Origin of the sequence: Chloracidobacterium sp. (assembly GCA_016715795.1) — a bacterium.
GTDB lineage: Bacteria > Acidobacteriota > Blastocatellia > Pyrinomonadales > Pyrinomonadaceae > OLB17.
Window position 1 is genome coordinate 992,369 of record JADJXP010000002.1, and the last position, 18,377, is coordinate 1,010,745.

At 51.1% G+C, this 18,377-nt stretch carries 12 protein-coding genes and 2 pseudogenes; 6 read left to right on the forward strand and 8 right to left on the reverse strand.

Features of this window, described 5'->3' with window-relative positions:
* Positions 1 to 347: 347 nt before the first annotated feature.
* The 4 genes and pseudogenes from IPM59_09480 (at position 348) to IPM59_09495 (ending at position 6,969) form a co-directional block, all read left to right on the forward strand.
* A pseudogene (locus IPM59_09480) lies at positions 348 to 3,269 on the forward strand (ATP-dependent helicase).
* Between the two features lie 176 nt (positions 3,270 to 3,445).
* A protein-coding gene (locus IPM59_09485) for an IS3 family transposase (GenBank protein ID MBK9215815.1) occupies positions 3,446 to 4,554 on the forward strand; the annotation gives its coding sequence in 2 pieces (ribosomal slippage) (positions 3,446 to 3,710 and positions 3,710 to 4,554; 1,110 coding nt in all).
* Between the two features lie 60 nt (positions 4,555 to 4,614).
* Positions 4,615 to 6,237, forward strand: coding sequence for a site-specific DNA-methyltransferase (locus IPM59_09490; GenBank protein ID MBK9215816.1), 1,623 nt, complete (start codon positions 4,615 to 4,617; stop codon positions 6,235 to 6,237).
* Between the two features lie 3 nt (positions 6,238 to 6,240).
* A complete protein-coding gene (locus tag IPM59_09495; GenBank protein ID MBK9215817.1) occupies positions 6,241 to 6,969 on the forward strand; it encodes a hypothetical protein in 729 nt (242 codons plus the stop codon).
* Here IPM59_09495 and IPM59_09500 read toward each other — a convergent pair.
* Positions 6,918 to 8,056 (reverse strand): annotated as a pseudogene (locus tag IPM59_09500) (IS3 family transposase). The gene IPM59_09495 and the pseudogene IPM59_09500 sit on opposite strands and share 52 nt — an antisense overlap.
* 31 nt (positions 8,057 to 8,087) lie before the next feature.
* Between IPM59_09500 and IPM59_09505 the strand changes: the two are divergent.
* Positions 8,088 to 10,115, forward strand: coding sequence for a type III restriction endonuclease (locus IPM59_09505; GenBank protein MBK9215818.1), 2,028 nt, complete (start codon positions 8,088 to 8,090; stop codon positions 10,113 to 10,115).
* Between the two features lie 165 nt (positions 10,116 to 10,280).
* Here IPM59_09505 and IPM59_09510 read toward each other — a convergent pair whose 3' ends face one another.
* The 7 genes from IPM59_09510 to IPM59_09540 all read right to left on the reverse strand — a co-directional run bounded on the left by IPM59_09510 (position 10,281) and on the right by IPM59_09540 (position 17,563).
* A complete protein-coding gene (locus tag IPM59_09510; GenBank protein MBK9215819.1) occupies positions 10,281 to 11,453 on the reverse strand; it encodes a hypothetical protein in 1,173 nt (390 codons plus the stop codon).
* On the reverse strand, positions 11,454 to 11,906 hold the full coding sequence (locus tag IPM59_09515) for a hypothetical protein (GenBank protein MBK9215820.1): 453 nt from the start codon (positions 11,904 to 11,906) through the stop codon (positions 11,454 to 11,456).
* Between the two features lie 22 nt (positions 11,907 to 11,928).
* A complete protein-coding gene (locus tag IPM59_09520) occupies positions 11,929 to 14,226 on the reverse strand; it encodes a hypothetical protein (protein ID MBK9215821.1) in 2,298 nt (765 codons plus the stop codon).
* Positions 14,227 to 14,228: 2 nt separating this feature from the next.
* Complete coding sequence (locus IPM59_09525; GenBank protein ID MBK9215822.1) at positions 14,229 to 15,206, reverse strand: PD-(D/E)XK nuclease family protein; 978 nt, start codon at positions 15,204 to 15,206, stop codon at positions 14,229 to 14,231.
* Positions 15,203 to 15,589, reverse strand: coding sequence for a helix-turn-helix transcriptional regulator (locus tag IPM59_09530; protein ID MBK9215823.1), 387 nt, complete (start codon positions 15,587 to 15,589; stop codon positions 15,203 to 15,205). Before IPM59_09530 ends, IPM59_09525 begins: the two co-directional genes overlap by 4 nt.
* Positions 15,590 to 16,119: 530 nt before the next feature.
* Positions 16,120 to 17,304, reverse strand: coding sequence for a ThiF family adenylyltransferase (locus IPM59_09535; GenBank protein MBK9215824.1), 1,185 nt, complete (start codon positions 17,302 to 17,304; stop codon positions 16,120 to 16,122).
* Positions 17,279 to 17,563: a multiubiquitin domain-containing protein gene (locus IPM59_09540; GenBank protein MBK9215825.1), complete on the reverse strand. Its 285-nt coding sequence runs from the start codon at positions 17,561 to 17,563 to the stop codon at positions 17,279 to 17,281. Before IPM59_09540 ends, IPM59_09535 begins: the two co-directional genes overlap by 26 nt.
* Positions 17,564 to 17,766: 203 nt before the next feature.
* Between IPM59_09540 and IPM59_09545 the strand changes: the two genes are divergently transcribed.
* Positions 17,767 to 18,360 (forward strand): hypothetical protein, encoded by a 594-nt coding sequence (locus tag IPM59_09545; GenBank protein ID MBK9215826.1) that lies wholly within the window; start codon positions 17,767 to 17,769, stop codon positions 18,358 to 18,360.
* Positions 18,361 to 18,377 lie beyond the last annotated feature (17 nt).

Below are 18,377 nucleotides of genomic sequence, written 5' to 3' on the forward strand. Positions count from 1 at the left end.
GCACTCACAGTTCCATTATTGCAGAAACTATAAACCCATGACAAGGCATGGTTTATATTTATGAGATAAATTAGACTGTAAGTGCCATAGTAGGAATAATTCTAAACACTAAGGTCACCACGTCCTGGATCTTCTTAAAGTTGATAACGGTTGGTGATGTCGTGAGATGAATTGAGACTCACATACTTCCCTCAAATTTATTTAACTAGTATTATAAATCTAGGTTATTTTCTGCGAAAACCCTGTGAACAGTCTAGAAACAAAGTGGGGAACGATTCATTCGGTAGTTGATTTTATACTTCGAGAAAGGGACGAGCAGACCATGAACAGCGATAAGCTCGACAATTATGGACATTGCTCCCTTATTTCAGAGTACTGCGAACACAGATCAGCAGAAGGCGATTCGGCATACGACCGGGCCAGTGCTGATAATTGCTGGCCCCGGCTCGGGTAAAACGTTCACACTTGTCGAGCGCGTTGTTTATCTTATTTCGAATCACAATGTCTCGCCGGACAAGCTCCTAATTCTCACATTCACTGACAAAGCGGCCGCCGAACTACGAACCCGCATATCAAATCGCCTCACAGGGATGAACATCAGGTTCAATCTCAACGAGATGTATCTCGGCACGTTTCATTCGATCTGTCTCCGTATCCTGGAAGAATTCCGCGAATTCACCCGTCTCAGAAGGAACTATTCCTTGATGGACGAATTCGACCAGCAGTATTTCGTATATCAAAAGCAGAAGAAGTTCGAAGCGATAGATAACCTTGAGCTAGTTGTCGGAGATCCTGGTAGAACGTCGTCGTGGGCCTTGTCGGACAGGCTTCTCAACTGGATCAATAAGGTATCTGAAGAGGCCATCGATCCTAACGAACTCGTAAGATCGCATCACCCTGAGATCAAGGCACTCGGTGAAGCGTGCAATCTCTATCAGCAGCTATTAGCTGAAGAGAATGCTCTGGATTTTTCAACTATTCAGTTCGAGACCCTCAACCTTCTCCGAAGCCACGGATCGATCAAACAAACTCTCCGAGAACGATTCGAATACGTGATGGTGGACGAGTATCAGGACACCAACACGATTCAGGAGCTAATTCTCCGAGAGATCACCGGCGATAATCCAAATCTTTGCGTGGTCGGCGATGACGATCAAGGACTTTACCGCTTTAGAGGAGCGTCGATCCGAAACATCCTTCAGTTCCGAGATCAGTTCTCCGAAGGTTGCGCGGAGGTGACGCTTTCGACGAACTACCGTTCGCATCCCGACATTGTTCATCGTTACGACACCTGGATGGGAGGCCATTTCTGAGATCATCACGGTTCGGTCTTTCGACTTGAGAAAACGATAGAGCCGAGACGTGACAAACAGTTTCCTGAGACGGCAACCGCGCTGCGAGTTTCGGCTCACTCCCCGGAGGCCTGGCACAATGAGGTGCTCGATGTAATCAACACTCTTCGCGAGAAAGGCGGCCTCCAAGATTTGAATCAGATCGCGTTTCTGTTCCGATCAGTCAAGAATGACAAGGCAGTCGCCCTGGCCGAATTCCTTGAAGAAAGCGGCATTCCGGTCTACTCGCCGAGGTCGAATATGTTTTTTGACCGGGAAGAGATCCGGCTGATGCTCGGGGCACTGATCTTTCTTTTTCCGCAGTATTCATCGATCAGGAAATGGCATCCGGAAATCGACCTCAGCATCTGGGACTATTTCGACAACCAATGTGTTCGTCCGTTCCTTGAGCAGATCAAGCTACCCGAGAATCAGGAGATGCGAGAGTGGATAGTCCCGCTAGCTCGCAGAAATCAGAAGCTCGCGCAGAACACTGATTATGCGTTCGCTGATCTATTCTATCAGCTGCTTCAGTTTCCGATGTTTAGTCGGTTTCTCGGTCAGGAAGCGACTGGCGATGTGCGTGAATCAAGGGCGGGCCGCAATCTCGCGATCCTTTCGAAGCTGCTCAGCAAGTTTCAGTATCTGCACAACGTAGTAGTTCTTCAGCCGAAGGACGTTGACGATAAAGTTACGCAGCTATTTAATCAGTTTTTCAGATTCCTAAAAGACGGCGGCATCAATGAATACGAGGACGTTTCCGAGTACGCACCGTCCGGCTGCGTGTCGTTTCTTACGATCCACCAATCGAAAGGACTTGAATTTCCGGTGGTGTTTGTCGGATCGATGGAAGCCGTGCCATATAAGCAGCACAGCGATATCGACGAGATCCTCGAGTCAGAGTATTACCACCGACCGCCATTCGAGCCGATCGAGAAGACCAAATATTACGATTTCTGGCGGCTCTACTACACAGCATTTTCGAGAGCACAGAATCTGCTTGTCCTGACGGCCGAAACCAAGGCTCCCGGCCGTGGACAGCGGCGAGTTCCTTCGACCTATCTCGAGGGTATCTGGAACGCCCTGCCGGATTGGAAGGAGCCTGTTTTCCGGCCCGAATTGCTTGAGCTTGAGCCGGTGAAGACCGTAAACCTGAAACGGGAGTACTCGTTTACGTCAGACATTATTTTATTCGAGAACTGTGCCGAACAGTACCGATTCTTCAGGCAGCTTGAATTCGCACCTCTACGCACGAGTCCGATCTTGTTCGGAACCTTGGTTCACCAAACGATCGAAGACATTCATAAGACCGTGTTGCGTGGAGAAGAGAGCACGATCAATGAGGACCGGATCCGAAACTGGTTTGAGATCAACTATGCAGCCCTCAGTAAGAAGGAACGGGTCTATCTTTCGGAGTATCCGAAGATGGCGGCGCTCGAACAGGTTCTCAGGTACTACCGCCGCGAGAACCACGACTGGTCGCGGCTGAAAGAGGCCGAAGTCGATGTCTCGCTTGTAAAGGACGAGTACATTCTTGCCGGCACCATCGACTTGATAAGAGACGAGAATGCGGCACCGAACACCGTCGAGATCGTCGATTTCAAGTCCGAAAAGAAACCGGATCTGTTCGATGAACGCGAGAAGATCGAACGGTACAAACGGCAACTCGAAGTCTATTCGCACATCGTTCAGGAACGGACGGGCCTGAACGTCAGCCGGATGCATTTATATTATACGTCTGAGGAATCGGGCAGTCCGTATATCACCTTCCCGAACGATGAGGCTGCGATCGGAAAGACGATCGAGAGCTTTGATGGAGTAGTTTCCAGGATAGAAAACAAGGACTTTGCGATCGCGGAGCGGCCGAAGAAACTTTGCCGCAACTGCGATATTCGGTTTTATTGCGACGCAAAAGAGAAACGGGATCAATCAAATTGATGAAGCAAAAGGCAGCAGAAACAGAAACAGTCGACAAGATCGAGTTCGAACCGATTAAGGGCTACCCGATGCTCTATTGGAAAGGGAAGCGGCCTTTGACCTCCCCCCGAAAAACAGTGCCAATGTAAAATAGAGGAATTCGGGTAATTGTGACAGTATGAGGAGACATAATTACCATGAAGAGATCGAAGTTCACGGAGCAGCAGATCGTGTTCGCGTTGAAGCAGGCGGACACAGGGGTTTCGGTAGCAGAAGTGTGCCGGAAGATGGGGATCAGCGAGGCGACGTTCTACAACTGGAAGAAGAAGTACGAGGGGCTCGGGACGGCGGAGTTGCGAAGGCTGCGCTCACTCGAAGAAGAGAACGCCCGATTGAAGCGGATCGTGGCGGATCTGACGCTGGACAAGCAGATGCTACAGGACGTGTTAAAAAAAAGTGTCTGAAGGCCGGAGAGCGGAAGAAGTTGGTAAGGAAGCTGCTGGATGCATACCGTATCTCGGAGCGGAAAGTTTGCTCGGTGATGATGGTATCGAGGACGGTGTTGCATTATGTCGGTCACAGGCGTGACGATCAGGCGATAAGGCAGCGGATCAGAGAGATCGCGGAGACGAGAGTGAGATACGGATTCGATCGGATACACATACTGCTCAGGCGGGAAGGTTGGGCGGACAACCGGAAGCGGACATACCGTATTTACAAGGAAGAAGGGCTAAATCTGCGAAGTAAGAGGCCGCGAAGGTCGAAGGCGGCGGCACACCGGATGGAGCGTCCGGTGCTCGGCGGTCCGCACGAGTGTTGGAGCATGGATTTCGTGGCGGATCAGTTGTTCGACGGGCGAAGATTCAGGGCATTAACTTTAGTCGATAATTTTAGTCGTGAATGCGTCGAGATCGAGGTCGGGCAAAGCTTGAAGGGGTTCGACGTCGTCGACGTAATGGAGCGGATCAAGTTGGCACGAGGTATTGTGCCAAAACGGATCCAGGTGGATAATGGCGGCGAGTTCGTTTCGAAGGTACTCGACCGGTGGGCGTACGAGAACAAAGTCACGCTCGACTTCTCCCGGCCCGGAAAACCAACGGATAACCCGTTCATCGAATCGTTCAACGGGAGCTTCCGGGACGAATGTCTGAACGTCAACTGGTTCCTTTCGCTTGACGACGCGAAGGAAAAGATCGCGGCGTTCAAGGATGACTACAACGGCTTCAGGCCGCACAGCGCGCTGTGCGGCCTGACCCCGAACGAGGTGGTTAAGCAATACTTAGAGACTCGAATTTCTCCAATTTAGACCGGCGCTGAAAATGGAGGGAGGTCACCTTTTACTTCGACTCAGTATTATCCGGCGCAGTTGAAGGAAACTTACGGAACTGAGGTGAATGGCTGGCGTAACCGAATCTACTGGGGTGACAACCTTCAGGTGATGTCGCACCTGCTAAAAGAGTTTCGCGGCAAGGTCAATCTTATCTATATCGATCCACCTTTTGATTCCAAGGCCGACTACAAGAAAAAGATTGAGCTTCGAGGTCAGGCAATATCGAATGATCAGAATGCATTTGAAGAGAAGCAGTACACGGATATATGGACAAACGATGAATATCTTCAGTTCATGTACGAAAGACTCGTTCTTTTACGGGAGCTTCTTGCAGATGACGGATCAATTTTCGTTCATTGCGACTGGCATAAGAATCATTTTCTGCGCATCATTTTGGACGAAGTCTTCGGCAGTGAATCGTTCAGAAATGAGATCACTTGGCATTACTACAACAAGATGCAAGGAAATATTAACCGTTTTGCCTCGAATCACGACACAATACTTTTCTACTCGAAAGCCACTAAGTTCACGTTCAATAAGATTCAGGAAAAGAGAGACGCAACAACCAAGCAAATCAAGCGTGTTTGGGACAAGGCATCGAAAAAATTAGTCAACGCAAAGGGAGATGACGGAAAGGTCATTTACATTGAAACGGATGATAAAACTGTTGACGATGTCTGGAGGCTTTCAATGCTTCAGCCCGCTGACCGTACCGAGAATTTGTTCTATCCCACCCAGAAACCTGAGTCAGTTGTTGAACGGATAATAGAGGCAGCCTCAAATCCCGGTGATTTAGTATTTGACTGTTTTATGGGGAGTGGGACCGCCCAAGCTGTTTCTATGAGACTGGGCCGGAAATTCATTGGTGCAGACATAAATCTGGGTGCTCTTCAAACAACGACAAAGAGACTAATTTCTTTAGCCGACGAGTTGTCACAAGAATTGGAGGTGACCGACGAACCGATATTTAAGGGATTCGAGGTTTACAATGTTAACCACTACGACGTTTTCCGAAATCCGGCGCAGGCAAAGGAACTTTTGCTTGAATCATTAGAAATCCAACCTTTGCCGGTGTCACTTGTCTGGGACGGTGAAAAAGATGGCCGCTTGGTAAAGATCATGCCCGTGAACCGGCTCGCAACTCGGGCGGACCTGAATGAGTTGATCGCCAATTTTGACTACAAATCAGCCGAACAGAAGCAGAACGAAAATCCGAACAAGGTTGTTGAGAAAATTCTGCTTGTCTGCATGGGACACGAACCCGACCTGGCGGCACAGCTTAAATTGGCCCTAGCACCGTTTAAAGTTGACGTTGAAGTGGTTGATATCCTCCGCGATCGTTCGAAACTCGAATTCAAACGCGATTCAGAAGCAAAGATCTCAGCAACGGAGACCGAACTGGTCATCGAGAAATTCTATCCGATGAACCTGCTGCAAAAGCTCTCGCTGTTCAAGGAGAACGTCGAAGATTGGCGCGAGTTGGTCGAATCGGTAATGATCGATTTCAACTACGACGGAGCTATCTTTCAACCCACGATGCTCGACATTCCGGAGAAAAAGGAACTCGTCACCGGCAAATACGAGATCCCAGCCGACGCAGGCAACATCCGCGTAAAAATAACCGACCTCCTAAGCGAATCGCTGGAGGTCGATGCCTAGAGAATGGCGAAGAAGCAGAAACAAGTCAGCATCGAATTTGCGTTCTTTACGGCGCTGAGAGATTTCTACGTCCAGAATCGCCGGCACATCCGGAGCCATTACAAAGACCTTTCAAAGAAATTTCTCGACTTTAACGATCCGAAAGATAACGATGCCTATTTGCGGATCCCACAGTTCGAAGCACTGGAGATGTACATCTTCATCAAGGAGTATTGCAACAACGCTCCCGTCCATCGGCTGTTCCGAGAATGGCTTGAGCGAAGAGACCTCTTTGAAAAACGCGCGAACGTTTCCGCCCGTGGAGGCCAAGCACCGTTGTTTGAGACGGTCACAGAGGAGCAGTTCGAAGGGCTGTACAAGCAGATGCAGAAGAATTCGCGTAGATATTCGAACTACATCTACGCGCTTACGATGGGCACCGGAAAGACGATCCTGATGGCCACATGCATCTTTTACGAATTCCTACTCGCCAACAAGTTTCCTTTCGATGAGCACTACTGCCACAACGCATTGGTTTTCGCACCCGACAAAACGGTCTTGCACTCGCTTCGCGAGATAGTGGAGTTTGACAAGAGTTTGGTCGTTCCAAAGGAGTATGTGAATTGGCTGGATTCACATCTCAAGTTTCATTTTCTCGACGACGCCGGCACGACGCTCAACCTGTGTCCAGCCCCCTGTTTTTACCCCAAGTGGAAAGCTAGTGTTTTTGGTCTAACTGCCGTCGGATCGTGATCGAGTTTGGTGGCAGCCGAGCCGGAGGCGAGGCTGGCAGCAAACTCGGCGGGTGTGAGATAGCCAAGCGACGAATGCGGGCGTCGTGTTATAGAATTTCCGCCAGCTTTCGATCACTACCCGTGCTTCCCACATCGAACTGAACCACCTTTGGCCCAGCAGTTCATCGCGCTTGCCGTTAAAGCTCTCGCATTTGCCGTTCTGCCAAGGCTTGCCCGGTGCGATGAACATCGGCTGAATGTTGTTTGCCGAGAGCCATTCGCGGGTCGCCCCGGCGATGAATTCACTGCCGTTGTCCGAGCGGATCATCTGAGGGCATCCTCTCTCGCGGCAAACCCGCTCAAGCACCCGTCTCACGCCCTCGCCGTGATCGATGATGCGACCTCGACCCAAGGCATTCCCTCGTGTATTCATCAACCAGCGTCAGCATCTTCAGCTTTCGCCCCGAAACTGCCTGATCGAATACAAAATCGTAAGTCCACACCTGGTTCGCCTTCTCGGCCTTTGGAACGATCATCTGCACGTCCTGACGCCGTCTTTTCGGCCTTTTCCTCGCAAGTGCACCTTCAGCTTCTTCCACCAGCGATGCACACGCTTGATGTTCACCACCTCTCCGGCCCGTCGCATCGCCCATATCCGCCGATACCCGAATCGCGGATAAGCAAGCGCCAACTCCTTTATCCGCTCTGAGATCGGGTCAGGTGCTCGCTCCGCCGCTCGTACCGATAGCTCTTTCGCTCCAGTTCCAACAAAGCACACGAGAACCGCTCGCTCATACCCGCACCGATCATTATCCTCACTGCCTCTCGCCGGTCCGACACGCCTACCACTTTTTTAAGCACCTCTTTGATCGCGTCGATCTCAAGATCGCGCTCAGCCAGCAGACGCTTCAACCGTGCGTTCTCCTGCACCAGCGTTCGGTACTCCCGTACCTCCTCGACATCCATCGACCCAAACCGCTTCTTCCACCCGTAGAACGTCGTCTCGTGCACTCCCTTCTCACGGCAATATTCCTTAACGCCTTCCCGCTCGCCTCCGCCCCTCGCAAGATCCCCACGATCTGCTCTTCCGTATACTTTTTCCTCATTGCAAGAACCTTCCTCCATTCTATTTGATTCTTGCTTTCCACTTGGGGTAATTTTACGGGAGCAGGTCACCTGCTTGATCGCTCTAAGTTCAATATCGTCATATCGAACACCCAAAAGATCATTCTCAAAAAGCAGCACAAGGAGAAGTCCGCGACCGATTCGCTATTCGGCAGCGAGAAAGAAACCCATGAGCGTCAGGCCCCGGTCGAACAGTCAGTTTACGACGAGATCTCGGAACTCCTAGCCGAGGAGCCAGAAGAAGAAGGCGAACTCTCAACAAACCAACGCTTCGAAAAACTAAAACGTCTTTCGCAGTTGGGTATCTACGTCGATGAGGCTCACCACGCTTTTGGCGACCCTCTTGCTAAGGACATGGGTGTCAAGACCTCGAAGACAAGCCTTCGGCTCACGATCGACGAACTCGCCGCGAGTCTCGAGCGAACCGGGACCAAGATCGTTGCGTGTTTCAATTACACCGGTACGCCCTACATCGGAGACCAAGTGCTGCCAGAAGTGATCTATGCTTACGGCCTGACAGAAGCGATCGAAAAAGGATTGCTCAAGAAGGTCAAACGGCACGGCTATACAAACCCTCGGTCAGAAGAATTTGTTCAACTTGCGATAGACAACTTCATTGAGAGCGTAAAGGAAAACGGAGAATTTGTGCGTCCGGAAGGAATACTTCCGAAGATCGCGTTTTTCGCTCCTACAATTGAAGACCTCAATTCCGAACTACGCCCAGCCGTCGAGAAAGCAATCGCGAAGCATGGCTACTCGGCCGAAAAGATTCTCGTGAATGTTGGCGATCCAAAGTTGACCTCGAACGACGAGATCCGTGAGTTTAACAATCTCGACAAACCTACATCGGAGAAACAATTCATCCTCTTGGTGAATAAGGGCCGTGAGGGTTGGAACTGTCGTTCTCTGTTTGGCGTCGCGCTATTTCGAAAGCCGAAGTCACGTGTTTTTGTGCTTCAGGCGACGATGCGCTGCCTCCGGTCGATTGGAGATAAACAGTACACCGGACAGATTTACCTAAGCGACGAAAACCTTCAGATCCTAGAGGACGAGCTTCAGCAGAACTTCAGGATCAGCGGCGACGACCTGGAGAACGCCGGAAAGGATAAGGAAACTGTCGAAGTTCGTGTCGTTCCGCCGCCAGTCAAGATAAAGATCAAACGAATCTCGTCTCGGTTCGAGATGCGGGAAAAAACGATTGAAGAAGGATTCTCACTTGGTCTTGAACAGGTTGACAAAGATAAGTACCGCCTTCTGCATATCGAGCAGCAAGGATTGGAAGAACACCGGAATGCCGCGTTCAAAAAGGTAGAGGACCTGACCGCTGAGCGCGAAAGACGATCGTTTAGCGACATAACTCTTGTCGCCGAGATTGCGAGATATCTGAACCTTCGGCCTCTCCAGGTCGAGGAAATCCTTGCTCAAACCAAAGAAGGCATTGACGGAATTCTTGAAAGTGTTAATGAATTCAACGAACTTCTCTATGATGCGGTGATACCAAAGATCTTCGATTCGCTCTACGAGTTGCGCGAATTTAAGAGTGAAGATGAACACGAGATCGAACTCGTGAAACCGCCACCGGCTGGAAAGGACTTCTATTCCGTTCGTGCCGAACCGGACAAGATTGTGCGGAATATCGATTCGCAGATCGCCGAGTTTGTTTCCAAGAGTTTTCATCTCGATGCGTACTGCTTCGACTCGAACCCGGAAAACGTTTTGTTTCGCGATCTACTGGCCGACGAACGCGTCAAGAAGATTTATTTTACCGGGATGCTCACGCACGGCCAGACTGACTTCTACATTCAGTACATCGATCCCGACTCGCACACGGTCAAACGCTATTACCCCGATTTTCTTGTGCAGCTCGAAGACGACTCATGGCTGATCGTTGAAGTGAAAGGAGACAATTTGATCGAGGCTTCAGTCGTTCAAGCAAAGGCGGCTTACGCTCGCCAACTCGCTGCAGCAAGCAAGATGAATTACACGATTATTAAAGGCTCGGACGCAAGTGCGGGGAATTATGATTCTTTATTGAAGTAGCTAATAGACAGTTACAACAATAATATTCGACTGTTAGATAAGACTGACGAATATAACCAAACGCACGTCCGGCACATTCTGCCACTGGTTTGCAAAGCCATCCGTTAAATTAGTTCTAAACAAGAGTAGAGAATCCATCGATAAAAGAAAGGAGGATCGAGATCATTACTGCGACAAGGCCACCACTTCAGCCACCGGGGTCATCCGACGAGATTCGGATCCAGCCAAGAATTCCTTAACCGCATTGTCTTCCCAAGCCGAAAAATCTGCAGTCTTACAAAGGAACCTGTCCCATGCCTGGTTGAATAGCCATACCGGCGAATTTCCGTCGGCGGCAGCTGTACGCAGATCCAACGGTTCCGCCTCCACGAGCATATCGTCGATAGTTCCGTTGATCATGGCGAGAAAATTATCGGAGAAAAATCCGAAGTATTCCTCGGTTATGTTGAAGCAAGACGCGATCTCCGCCCAGGTTTCTCGCAACTCCGCTGCGATATCGGAGTATCCCATCTCCTCGGCCCGGAGGGCGAGAACCTTTATTCTTATCCAGCTGACGGGATGTGTCCGAAATACCAATGACTCCTGTGGAAGATGAAATTCCTCTCGCCCTAGTTTTCGACAACACATCGAGAATGCGTGTAGAAAAGCAGGCCCGCCTATCGAGAGCCCTACCGCATCACAGAACAGCTCTTGGGTCCAGTCGAACCAGGTCACCACGATCTCATCACGCCTTCTGGTCGCATCCTGCGAGTATTTGTCGTTTCTGATCACGGTCGGCTGCAGCGATGCAGCGATCTTTTGCTGAAGCTCTTTCACCAGGGCGTCCATCTCCGCTCTGTGAACCGCATAGAGCAGATGACCGAACTCGTGTAACAAGAGCGGAAGATACAGGAGTTGGCTGTGAGCCGAACACGGGGCAAAATATATGGTGGGCCACCCGGGAAACGGAAGACAAGCGAACATTCCTCCGCTAACGGCGAAGAAGGTGTCTTTGGTTGACTGATGAGACGAGTGAAGCCATGACAAGACCCTCAACGCCATTAAATCAGTGTCCTTTGTTCGGAGCACCGGATTGACGAAGGTCGAGTTCAGAAAATTCAAGTGGCGTGCTATCACGTTCGTCTGACTAAACAAATCGACCAGGATCGAATCATCTGCTGTCGAAAGAATGTCGAAGATCTCTTTGATCGCTCCAGTGAGAAAGTCGCAGTTGTGAATAAGCCACTCTCTATAACCATTAAGCTCCGGCGGAAGTCCGTCCTTTGACGCTAACGCGTTACGAACCATTTCGAGTTCGTACAATAGGTCCTGATTGCTGCTGACAAGGATGTCTCTCACCTATCCTTCTCCTACGATCTCCGAAATGTCCTCGTTGAAATGCTCCTCAATGAGAGTACGCATTTCTTCAAGCCCCGAAATCAAAGTCTTCCGGTCGCCTGAAGTATGCGACTGCAGCTGACCCCGGAACCGGCTTATCGTCTGCGTAAATAGCTCCGAGCGAAATTTCTTGGAGTTCCGCCGGGCCTTAAGATATCGCATCCCGAGTTCGCGCATACGCGCGCTGGTCCCAAGCGGAGACGACGATTGTGATTGCTCAACACGGCTTACGATTGAGTCGAACGCCTCCAAAAAACCATCGACGCTTTCAAAAGCTTCAGCCACTTTCGTCGAGATCTCTCCGGAGACCTTGCCGGATTCCCGGAGTTTTAGGTCGATGATAAGGGTATTCAGCGCGGAGATCAGCTGCTGACTGTATTGAAAGCTTTGGTAGGACAACCATCGTACGCTCATAGTAATCTCCTCCGGCCGACGGTCATCTGATCCGCCGAACTTCCTGGGCTGCTCTACTGGTCAATTCTTCGTCCGTTCTCTTGATCTCCATCGGAAGTCTTTGGGCAACGCGCGGATTCGACCAGTTCAAATGACATGATTGATGCAGATCATTAGCAGCCTCCACGATATCGCTCATTGAGGTGACAGATCTGATCATCACAGGTTCGGCAGTGCCCTGCCGAAGGGTCGCGGCTCCGGTGTTTGCAAGCACGACGGAGTTCGAGGTCAAACGGACACCGGTCCCTTCAATAGCATGAGCGGCTTCGCCGTTTCGAAGCACATCCCACATCCGAATGTTCTTGATGCTTTCCTTGTGGAAGTCGACGATGTCCGTAATCGCGTCCCTCCTGAGTAGGCCGGCGTCCTTAAGGCGAGCCTCGGCTGCTCGTATCGCCTGAATCTCATTGCCGCATTGCCGCCCGTCCCGGATCACAAGCATCGATTCCAAGTCGGAAAATCCGCTCGCGACGGCCCGCTCCGCCAGCTGCACGATCTTATCCTCAAGGATCATCTCGTTGATCGTTTCCTTCTTCGAGTCCGTTTTGTTCTCGACCTCGGTCTCCATTCGGAACGGCACCGGCGATGTCGGTCTAAAGATGAGTAGCGAAACCGCGAAGAACCTGTGTCCCTGGCTTACGTCGATCCCAAGTCGCACCTGGTACTTTGGGTGGTTATTCAAAGTCCATGGAACACCGTCGATCTGCTGCACGAGACCCATCACATTGAGCTCGATAAAGCCCTTCCATCGCCGGGGAAACTGGACGGGAACGACCGTCCCATCACTTCGTTTTTCAAACCGGAACTCCTCGGCGTAGCGACCGAAAGTCGACTTCTTGATCCTCTTGATTCTCCAGCCTTTGAGCTCGTATTCGACATTGAAGTAGGCTGCAGGGCTGTCGTCATCGAAAACGAACAAGACCATGCCGCCGAATCTTTCCGACTGCAGCTTGCTTATCGCCTCGTCTTGGGACTTGTACCGTATGCACTCTATCTCGGTGTTGGTTCGCGTCAGCTCAGAATACAGATCGGCGACTGAATTGGAGAGTGCGTCTGCAACATCGCTTCCGAACTCTTCGGGCACTGCAACATAAAGCGTACGCGGAGCTGACCCGGGGTACGAAAAGCAGCCGAACCTCGAAAGATAGGCCAGTCTTTCATTGTAGTAATCCCGATGCTCACGGACATTGCCGTTAGGTGGCGCCTTGAGGATATTTCCGTCACCGAACAAAAGGTCGGGGGCCACCGATTTGAACACGTGGGTTTCGTTTGGCCTCCAAAATCCGTCCGCGAGGCCCGGTATTCCGGAACCGAGGTTCTTATCCCCTACGCTTTCCCAAAATGACTCGATCAACTCCTTACGTTCGCGCGGCGGGATCTTATCGATCGAGCTCAGAGACCGTGGAAGGGCATCATTCATTACCCTCAACCGCAGCCGGCTCGCCGCAACCGGCACCGAGTACGGAATTCCGTGGAATGACACTCTGGCCACAGTCTCGTTGCCAGCAAGATTCAAGCCGTGTTTTCGTTGGTAGTACTCCCTGAGAGATGCATAGGTCTCCCCCTGTATTCGCTGAACCTCGGGTTTGCCGATCGTTGCGTTCTCGATCATTCCCTCGAAATAGCACTTTGAGAACTGCCCAGGTTTCGACTCGTAAAGCAGCGTTCCTTTACTGCCCTCTTGGCGCTGCGACAACCTGCTAAATCTGCGTTTCAGAGTCTTCTGTTCTTCGGCGGGGAGCGTCGCGTCGAAGAAACCCGCAACGCTCAATTCAGTAAAAAAAGCTGTACTGATATCGATTGCGATACCTATTCCCACATCGTCGATCGGAATTGTCGCGACTTCGAACCTTCGGAACACCTCAATGCCGTCTTTTACGCATAACGGTTCTTTGGCATAAAAGATCCGGTAGCTATCGAGGTTCCAAAAGATAAGGCTATTAAATACCTTTCGGATCAGGCTTCTTTCGACTAGGGAAGCAATCGCGTCCCTTTCCGATTCATTCCTGAACGAGAGGCGGCGTGTGCCAACGTCCCGAATATCCAGTCTCCAATTCTCATCCTCGATAGCGAGGCTGGGTGCCGGCACATTCGATAGAACAAGGATCTCATCCGTCCCGAATGGAGCGCGGACCGCGGAGAGACCGTAACGTGATGAAAGTTTATTACACGCCTTCTCCAACAGCTCCGGCGCGGTCACATGTCCGGTTACTTCGACTCGTCGAACGTCAAGCCGAAATTCTTTTCCGAATCGAACGATCCGAAGGTTTGTCTCAATCATGGTCAATTACTCCGAGGAAACTCCGGACAGACCGTCCGGAACGGGCACATGCGGCATATTCCGACCTGGCCGCACGGCGTAAATGCCGCCGAAAGGCCCGAGAAGCCATACCCGTCCATCGTTTCCATACGTCTTATATCCTGAATTATCCGGCCCTTGGCTCTGAGCATGCCTTCGGCTGTGACGAGTTCTTCGACCACCGAATCTAGTTCAAGATATGCCTTGTAGACCCTTATAGACTCGGGATCCACTTTTAAGTTGTTAGCTATCAACAGTGCATATGAGAGAAGCTGCAAACTATCATCCGACGCCGTTGACGTGCCGGTCTTCCAATCCACGATCACCATCTCGGCTGCCGATCCGTATGCTAGGTCGATCTTTCCGCTCGCTGTATTCGACCCGAATGCGATCGGAAGCTTCTTCTCGATGATCGCCTCATCGGATACTCCTCCGAACCGGAACGCCTCAAACTTCTGCGATCCGAGAAAATTCCGGATTGACTTTGTCAGGCTTTCATTCGCCGCGTCCCAGCGCTCCCGTGCATTATCTTCGTTAAATACAAACTCAGAAAGAAGGGAGGTGTACTGGGAGGCGGGTAGCCGGCCACTACTCTGATAAGCGAGGGAGGCCTCAAGATCTTTCCTAAACATGTCCCTTGCCCAGGATTCGATACCCGTATTCGGGTTATCGGGATCCTTGCGGAGCCGTTCAAAATGCTGGCTCACGACAAAGTGGACGATGTCCCCAAGTCTGAGGGCTATCGACTTCAGGTCTTTGAAAAACTTAAGTTGACCTTTCAAAGGCTCATTTACAGCTGAACGCGAACTCGCCCCGTAGTAGCGGTAGTAATATTGCAAGAGGCAACTTTCAAAACCGTTTCTCCTAGAATGGGACCACTTTACAGGCCTGCTTGGAGCCGGAGCCCGCGAGTGCCCCGGGTCTATCAGATCGAAAAGTGAGCTTTGAAGCGGATCGGTCATCGTGTCTGTTTTCGTAATGATTTCAAACTCTTGGTAAGTTTCTGCCACTCGTCATCAGAGAGTTTCATGTTCTGTGCATGCTTCACAAACTGCTGAGCCGCTTCGCTCGTGCTCAGCATTTGCTTGGCCTCCGTCGTGATTTTACCCGTAAGACTGAGCAGCGTTTCGGAAGGGATCTCGAGCACCGTGCAGAACTTCTCAACGGTGTCCGCCGACGGCGGAGGAATGCGATCGTTTTCCACCTTACTTATGTAAGAGAAGTCGACGGAGACCCTTTCAGCGAGTTCTCGCTGACTAATATTTCGTGAGCGACGAATTTCACGCAATGTTTCCCCAAATGTTTGTCCCATATTTCTACCCATCAAGCTTTCACCGAAAAACATAACATGGTGTTGAGTTGTTAGTCAACACAACATCATGCCCGCATGACGCCTTCCATGACCCCTCCAGTGTCGGCAGGTTGTTTTGGTGAAACCATCAGGGCTCATTTTTGCCATATCCTCGCGAACCACTTCTTGAACCTTGAGATCAAGGACTCGTCGCCCACAACGTCGGGTCGTTGGTCGTCACGCTGATCGCTCTTATTTCTCGCGTCAAGATCCGCGTAATAATCGGCCTTATTTTGCCGGTTTCTGTAGCGTCCAATGTGCACCTCGTTTTCCGACCATCTTTCTGCCCATACGATCTGACTATTTTTGATCCAATAGTGCGACCGACAGGGGAAGCTCCAATTTCCAATCGAAGGGTAGAGCGATATCGACTCGCCATCGTACGTCATTCGCCAGTCCGTCGGAGACAAGGGGGTCACGACCTCCATTTCGCGCCGCACGCGCACAGGTGAATGATCGTACGGTGCTCTATCGAAATGTATATCGTGTCGTTCGCGAGATCATCCGGGATGTACTCGGTAAACTCAATCGTCCACATCATCATTGTGCAAGAGATTGTCGTTGATCGTGTACAGCGTATTGTGCTCGCCTACGACATCGTTAAAAAATCCAACGAACTTTTTCCATTTGATAACAGCCAGTGAGGCGTTCATCGCGTTAAGCTCCGCGATCTGAATGTTCGAGTCATATATATCCTCGTCGTCAGTATCGTGAAACGTAATGCGACGGCGTTCGTGGATCGGCGCCCCGAAATCGCTCGTTCCGGTCGTCACCCGCAGCGTGCCGATCAGCGAGTCATCGGCGATCTCGACGCCCATGCCGACATCGAGGTACGTGATCCCGGCCGTTTCAAGGTATTCGATCAACGGTTTTTTCACTGAACCCTTGTCGATGCAGACGAACACCGCAGTGAATCCCTCGAAGGATGGAATACTGTCAGGATCGATGAACTCCTCGTGGGCGATGATGTTCCGGTGCATCCTCGAATATATCGCCACCAGACGTGCCACCTTCAACGGTTGTTGGCGAAGCTCATCGATAGAGGCGGCTCCCGGAGACCGAAATGCGTTGTGCTGGAGGAATCTGTCCGCATCCCAGATATGGATCTCCGCAACTGGCGTCTTCGCGATGAAATCAAGAACGTATGAACCGGTTCCGCCCGCCCCGATTATTGCGATCTTTTCCGACTTGAGTTTCTCGGCGATGCGTCCGATCTCGGCACGGCTTGAATTGGTATCGACGTAATGGAAGACCGATTCGGTCTCCTTCGACTCGATCACCTTGTAGGTCCGGGCGGTTATATCTGGGTTCATCGACGTGACCGGTGCTGAGATGATCTCAATGTACCTGGTCACTTTCTCGTAGTAGTTGGCGTAGCCGTTCGGCGGCTTGTTCGAAAATGAGCGGTTTATCACGACGCCATCGCCAAGGTTCTGGTCGCCAACCTGGTGCTTAATCGACTCGATCTCGGTTCCATCCTTGCGGCATGGCTGTTCGCCGATGAAGTTGATCACATGTGTTCCGGGTGTTGTCGTTGAATCCGCGGCGAGTGTCAGTTCGGACACGAGGGTACCTCGGCGAATCTCGCCGTCTCGATCAAGGTAGGGTACGCCGCTTACAAGAAGTTTGGCGTCCCGGACCTCGACTTCGTGCCCTTCGTCCCGCAGCTTTTTTAGGTCGCCGCTACGATTTATCAGTTCTTGTGACATTGAAATTCATCCTCTCCTGCACCTTTACCCGGTCGCCGTCAACCATGCTTCCGCGTGGATTGGGGCGCGGTCCGTTGCTATACGCAACCGTATATTCGATTACCGGATTGTCCTCGAACTGCCCGTAGGCGAGCACGACTACCTCCCGGAATGTTATGTGCTTCTCGTCCCATCGCTTTCGCCTGGCGTTCACGATCAGCGTCACCACGTCGTCCTTTTTGTCCTCTTTCTCAACCTCTTTTGGCTCTATGTCTTTCATTGTTAGATCTCCTAATTTCCTGACTCTAAATGTTTGGCATCGAAAGCGTGGATTCGCCGGCAATGCATCTTGATCGAGCGGTATGGTAGTTTTCCTCCCGCCTCACCTACATAAGCGAATGAGAGGAGGTAAAATGAGGAAACCGAAAAAAAATTTCGATTTTCGGGATTTTTGGGGGACTGGATCGCTTAAGGTAATAGAACATGGCCGATTCGGCGTTAAATCAACAGGTCTGGCTAAACGTCCTTCGAAAGCTTACGGCGGTCGCTCTAAACCGTTTTGGGCAGGAACGACTGTTCGGCGGCAAGGACTGGGATCCGGTATTGAAGGGCCTTGGGAAGTCTCCGGCCGATCTTGCGGCAGATGCCCTTACGGAGTTCTATGCCAATCGTGCGACCTACCCTAAAGCGAAGACCGAAGACCAGATCTTTGCCGTTGCGTTCAGGATCATGTCGCGCGACTTCGTTGATGCCGTTTCAAAGAATCACGCTTATACGACGACGAAGGCCACTTCGGATGAAGACTGGCAGACCTTTGCTGCTCCACCGTCCGACGATCCTGAGCGTGTCTTTGATGCCGAGGATCTGGCGAAGAAGTTCTATCGATATGTCGATGGGGATCAGGAATTGAAGGACGTCATAGACGCCGCTGCCTATCTTGCGACGAACCAGCGGGAACCGCTGAAGCGGAGTGATATCGCTGATCTGCTCAGCGTGTCCGCAGACGAGATCTCAAAGCGAAATAACCGTCTAAATTATAAATTTCATGCTGACGACGGGCGCTCACATAGCGATTAACCCAACATGAATATGAA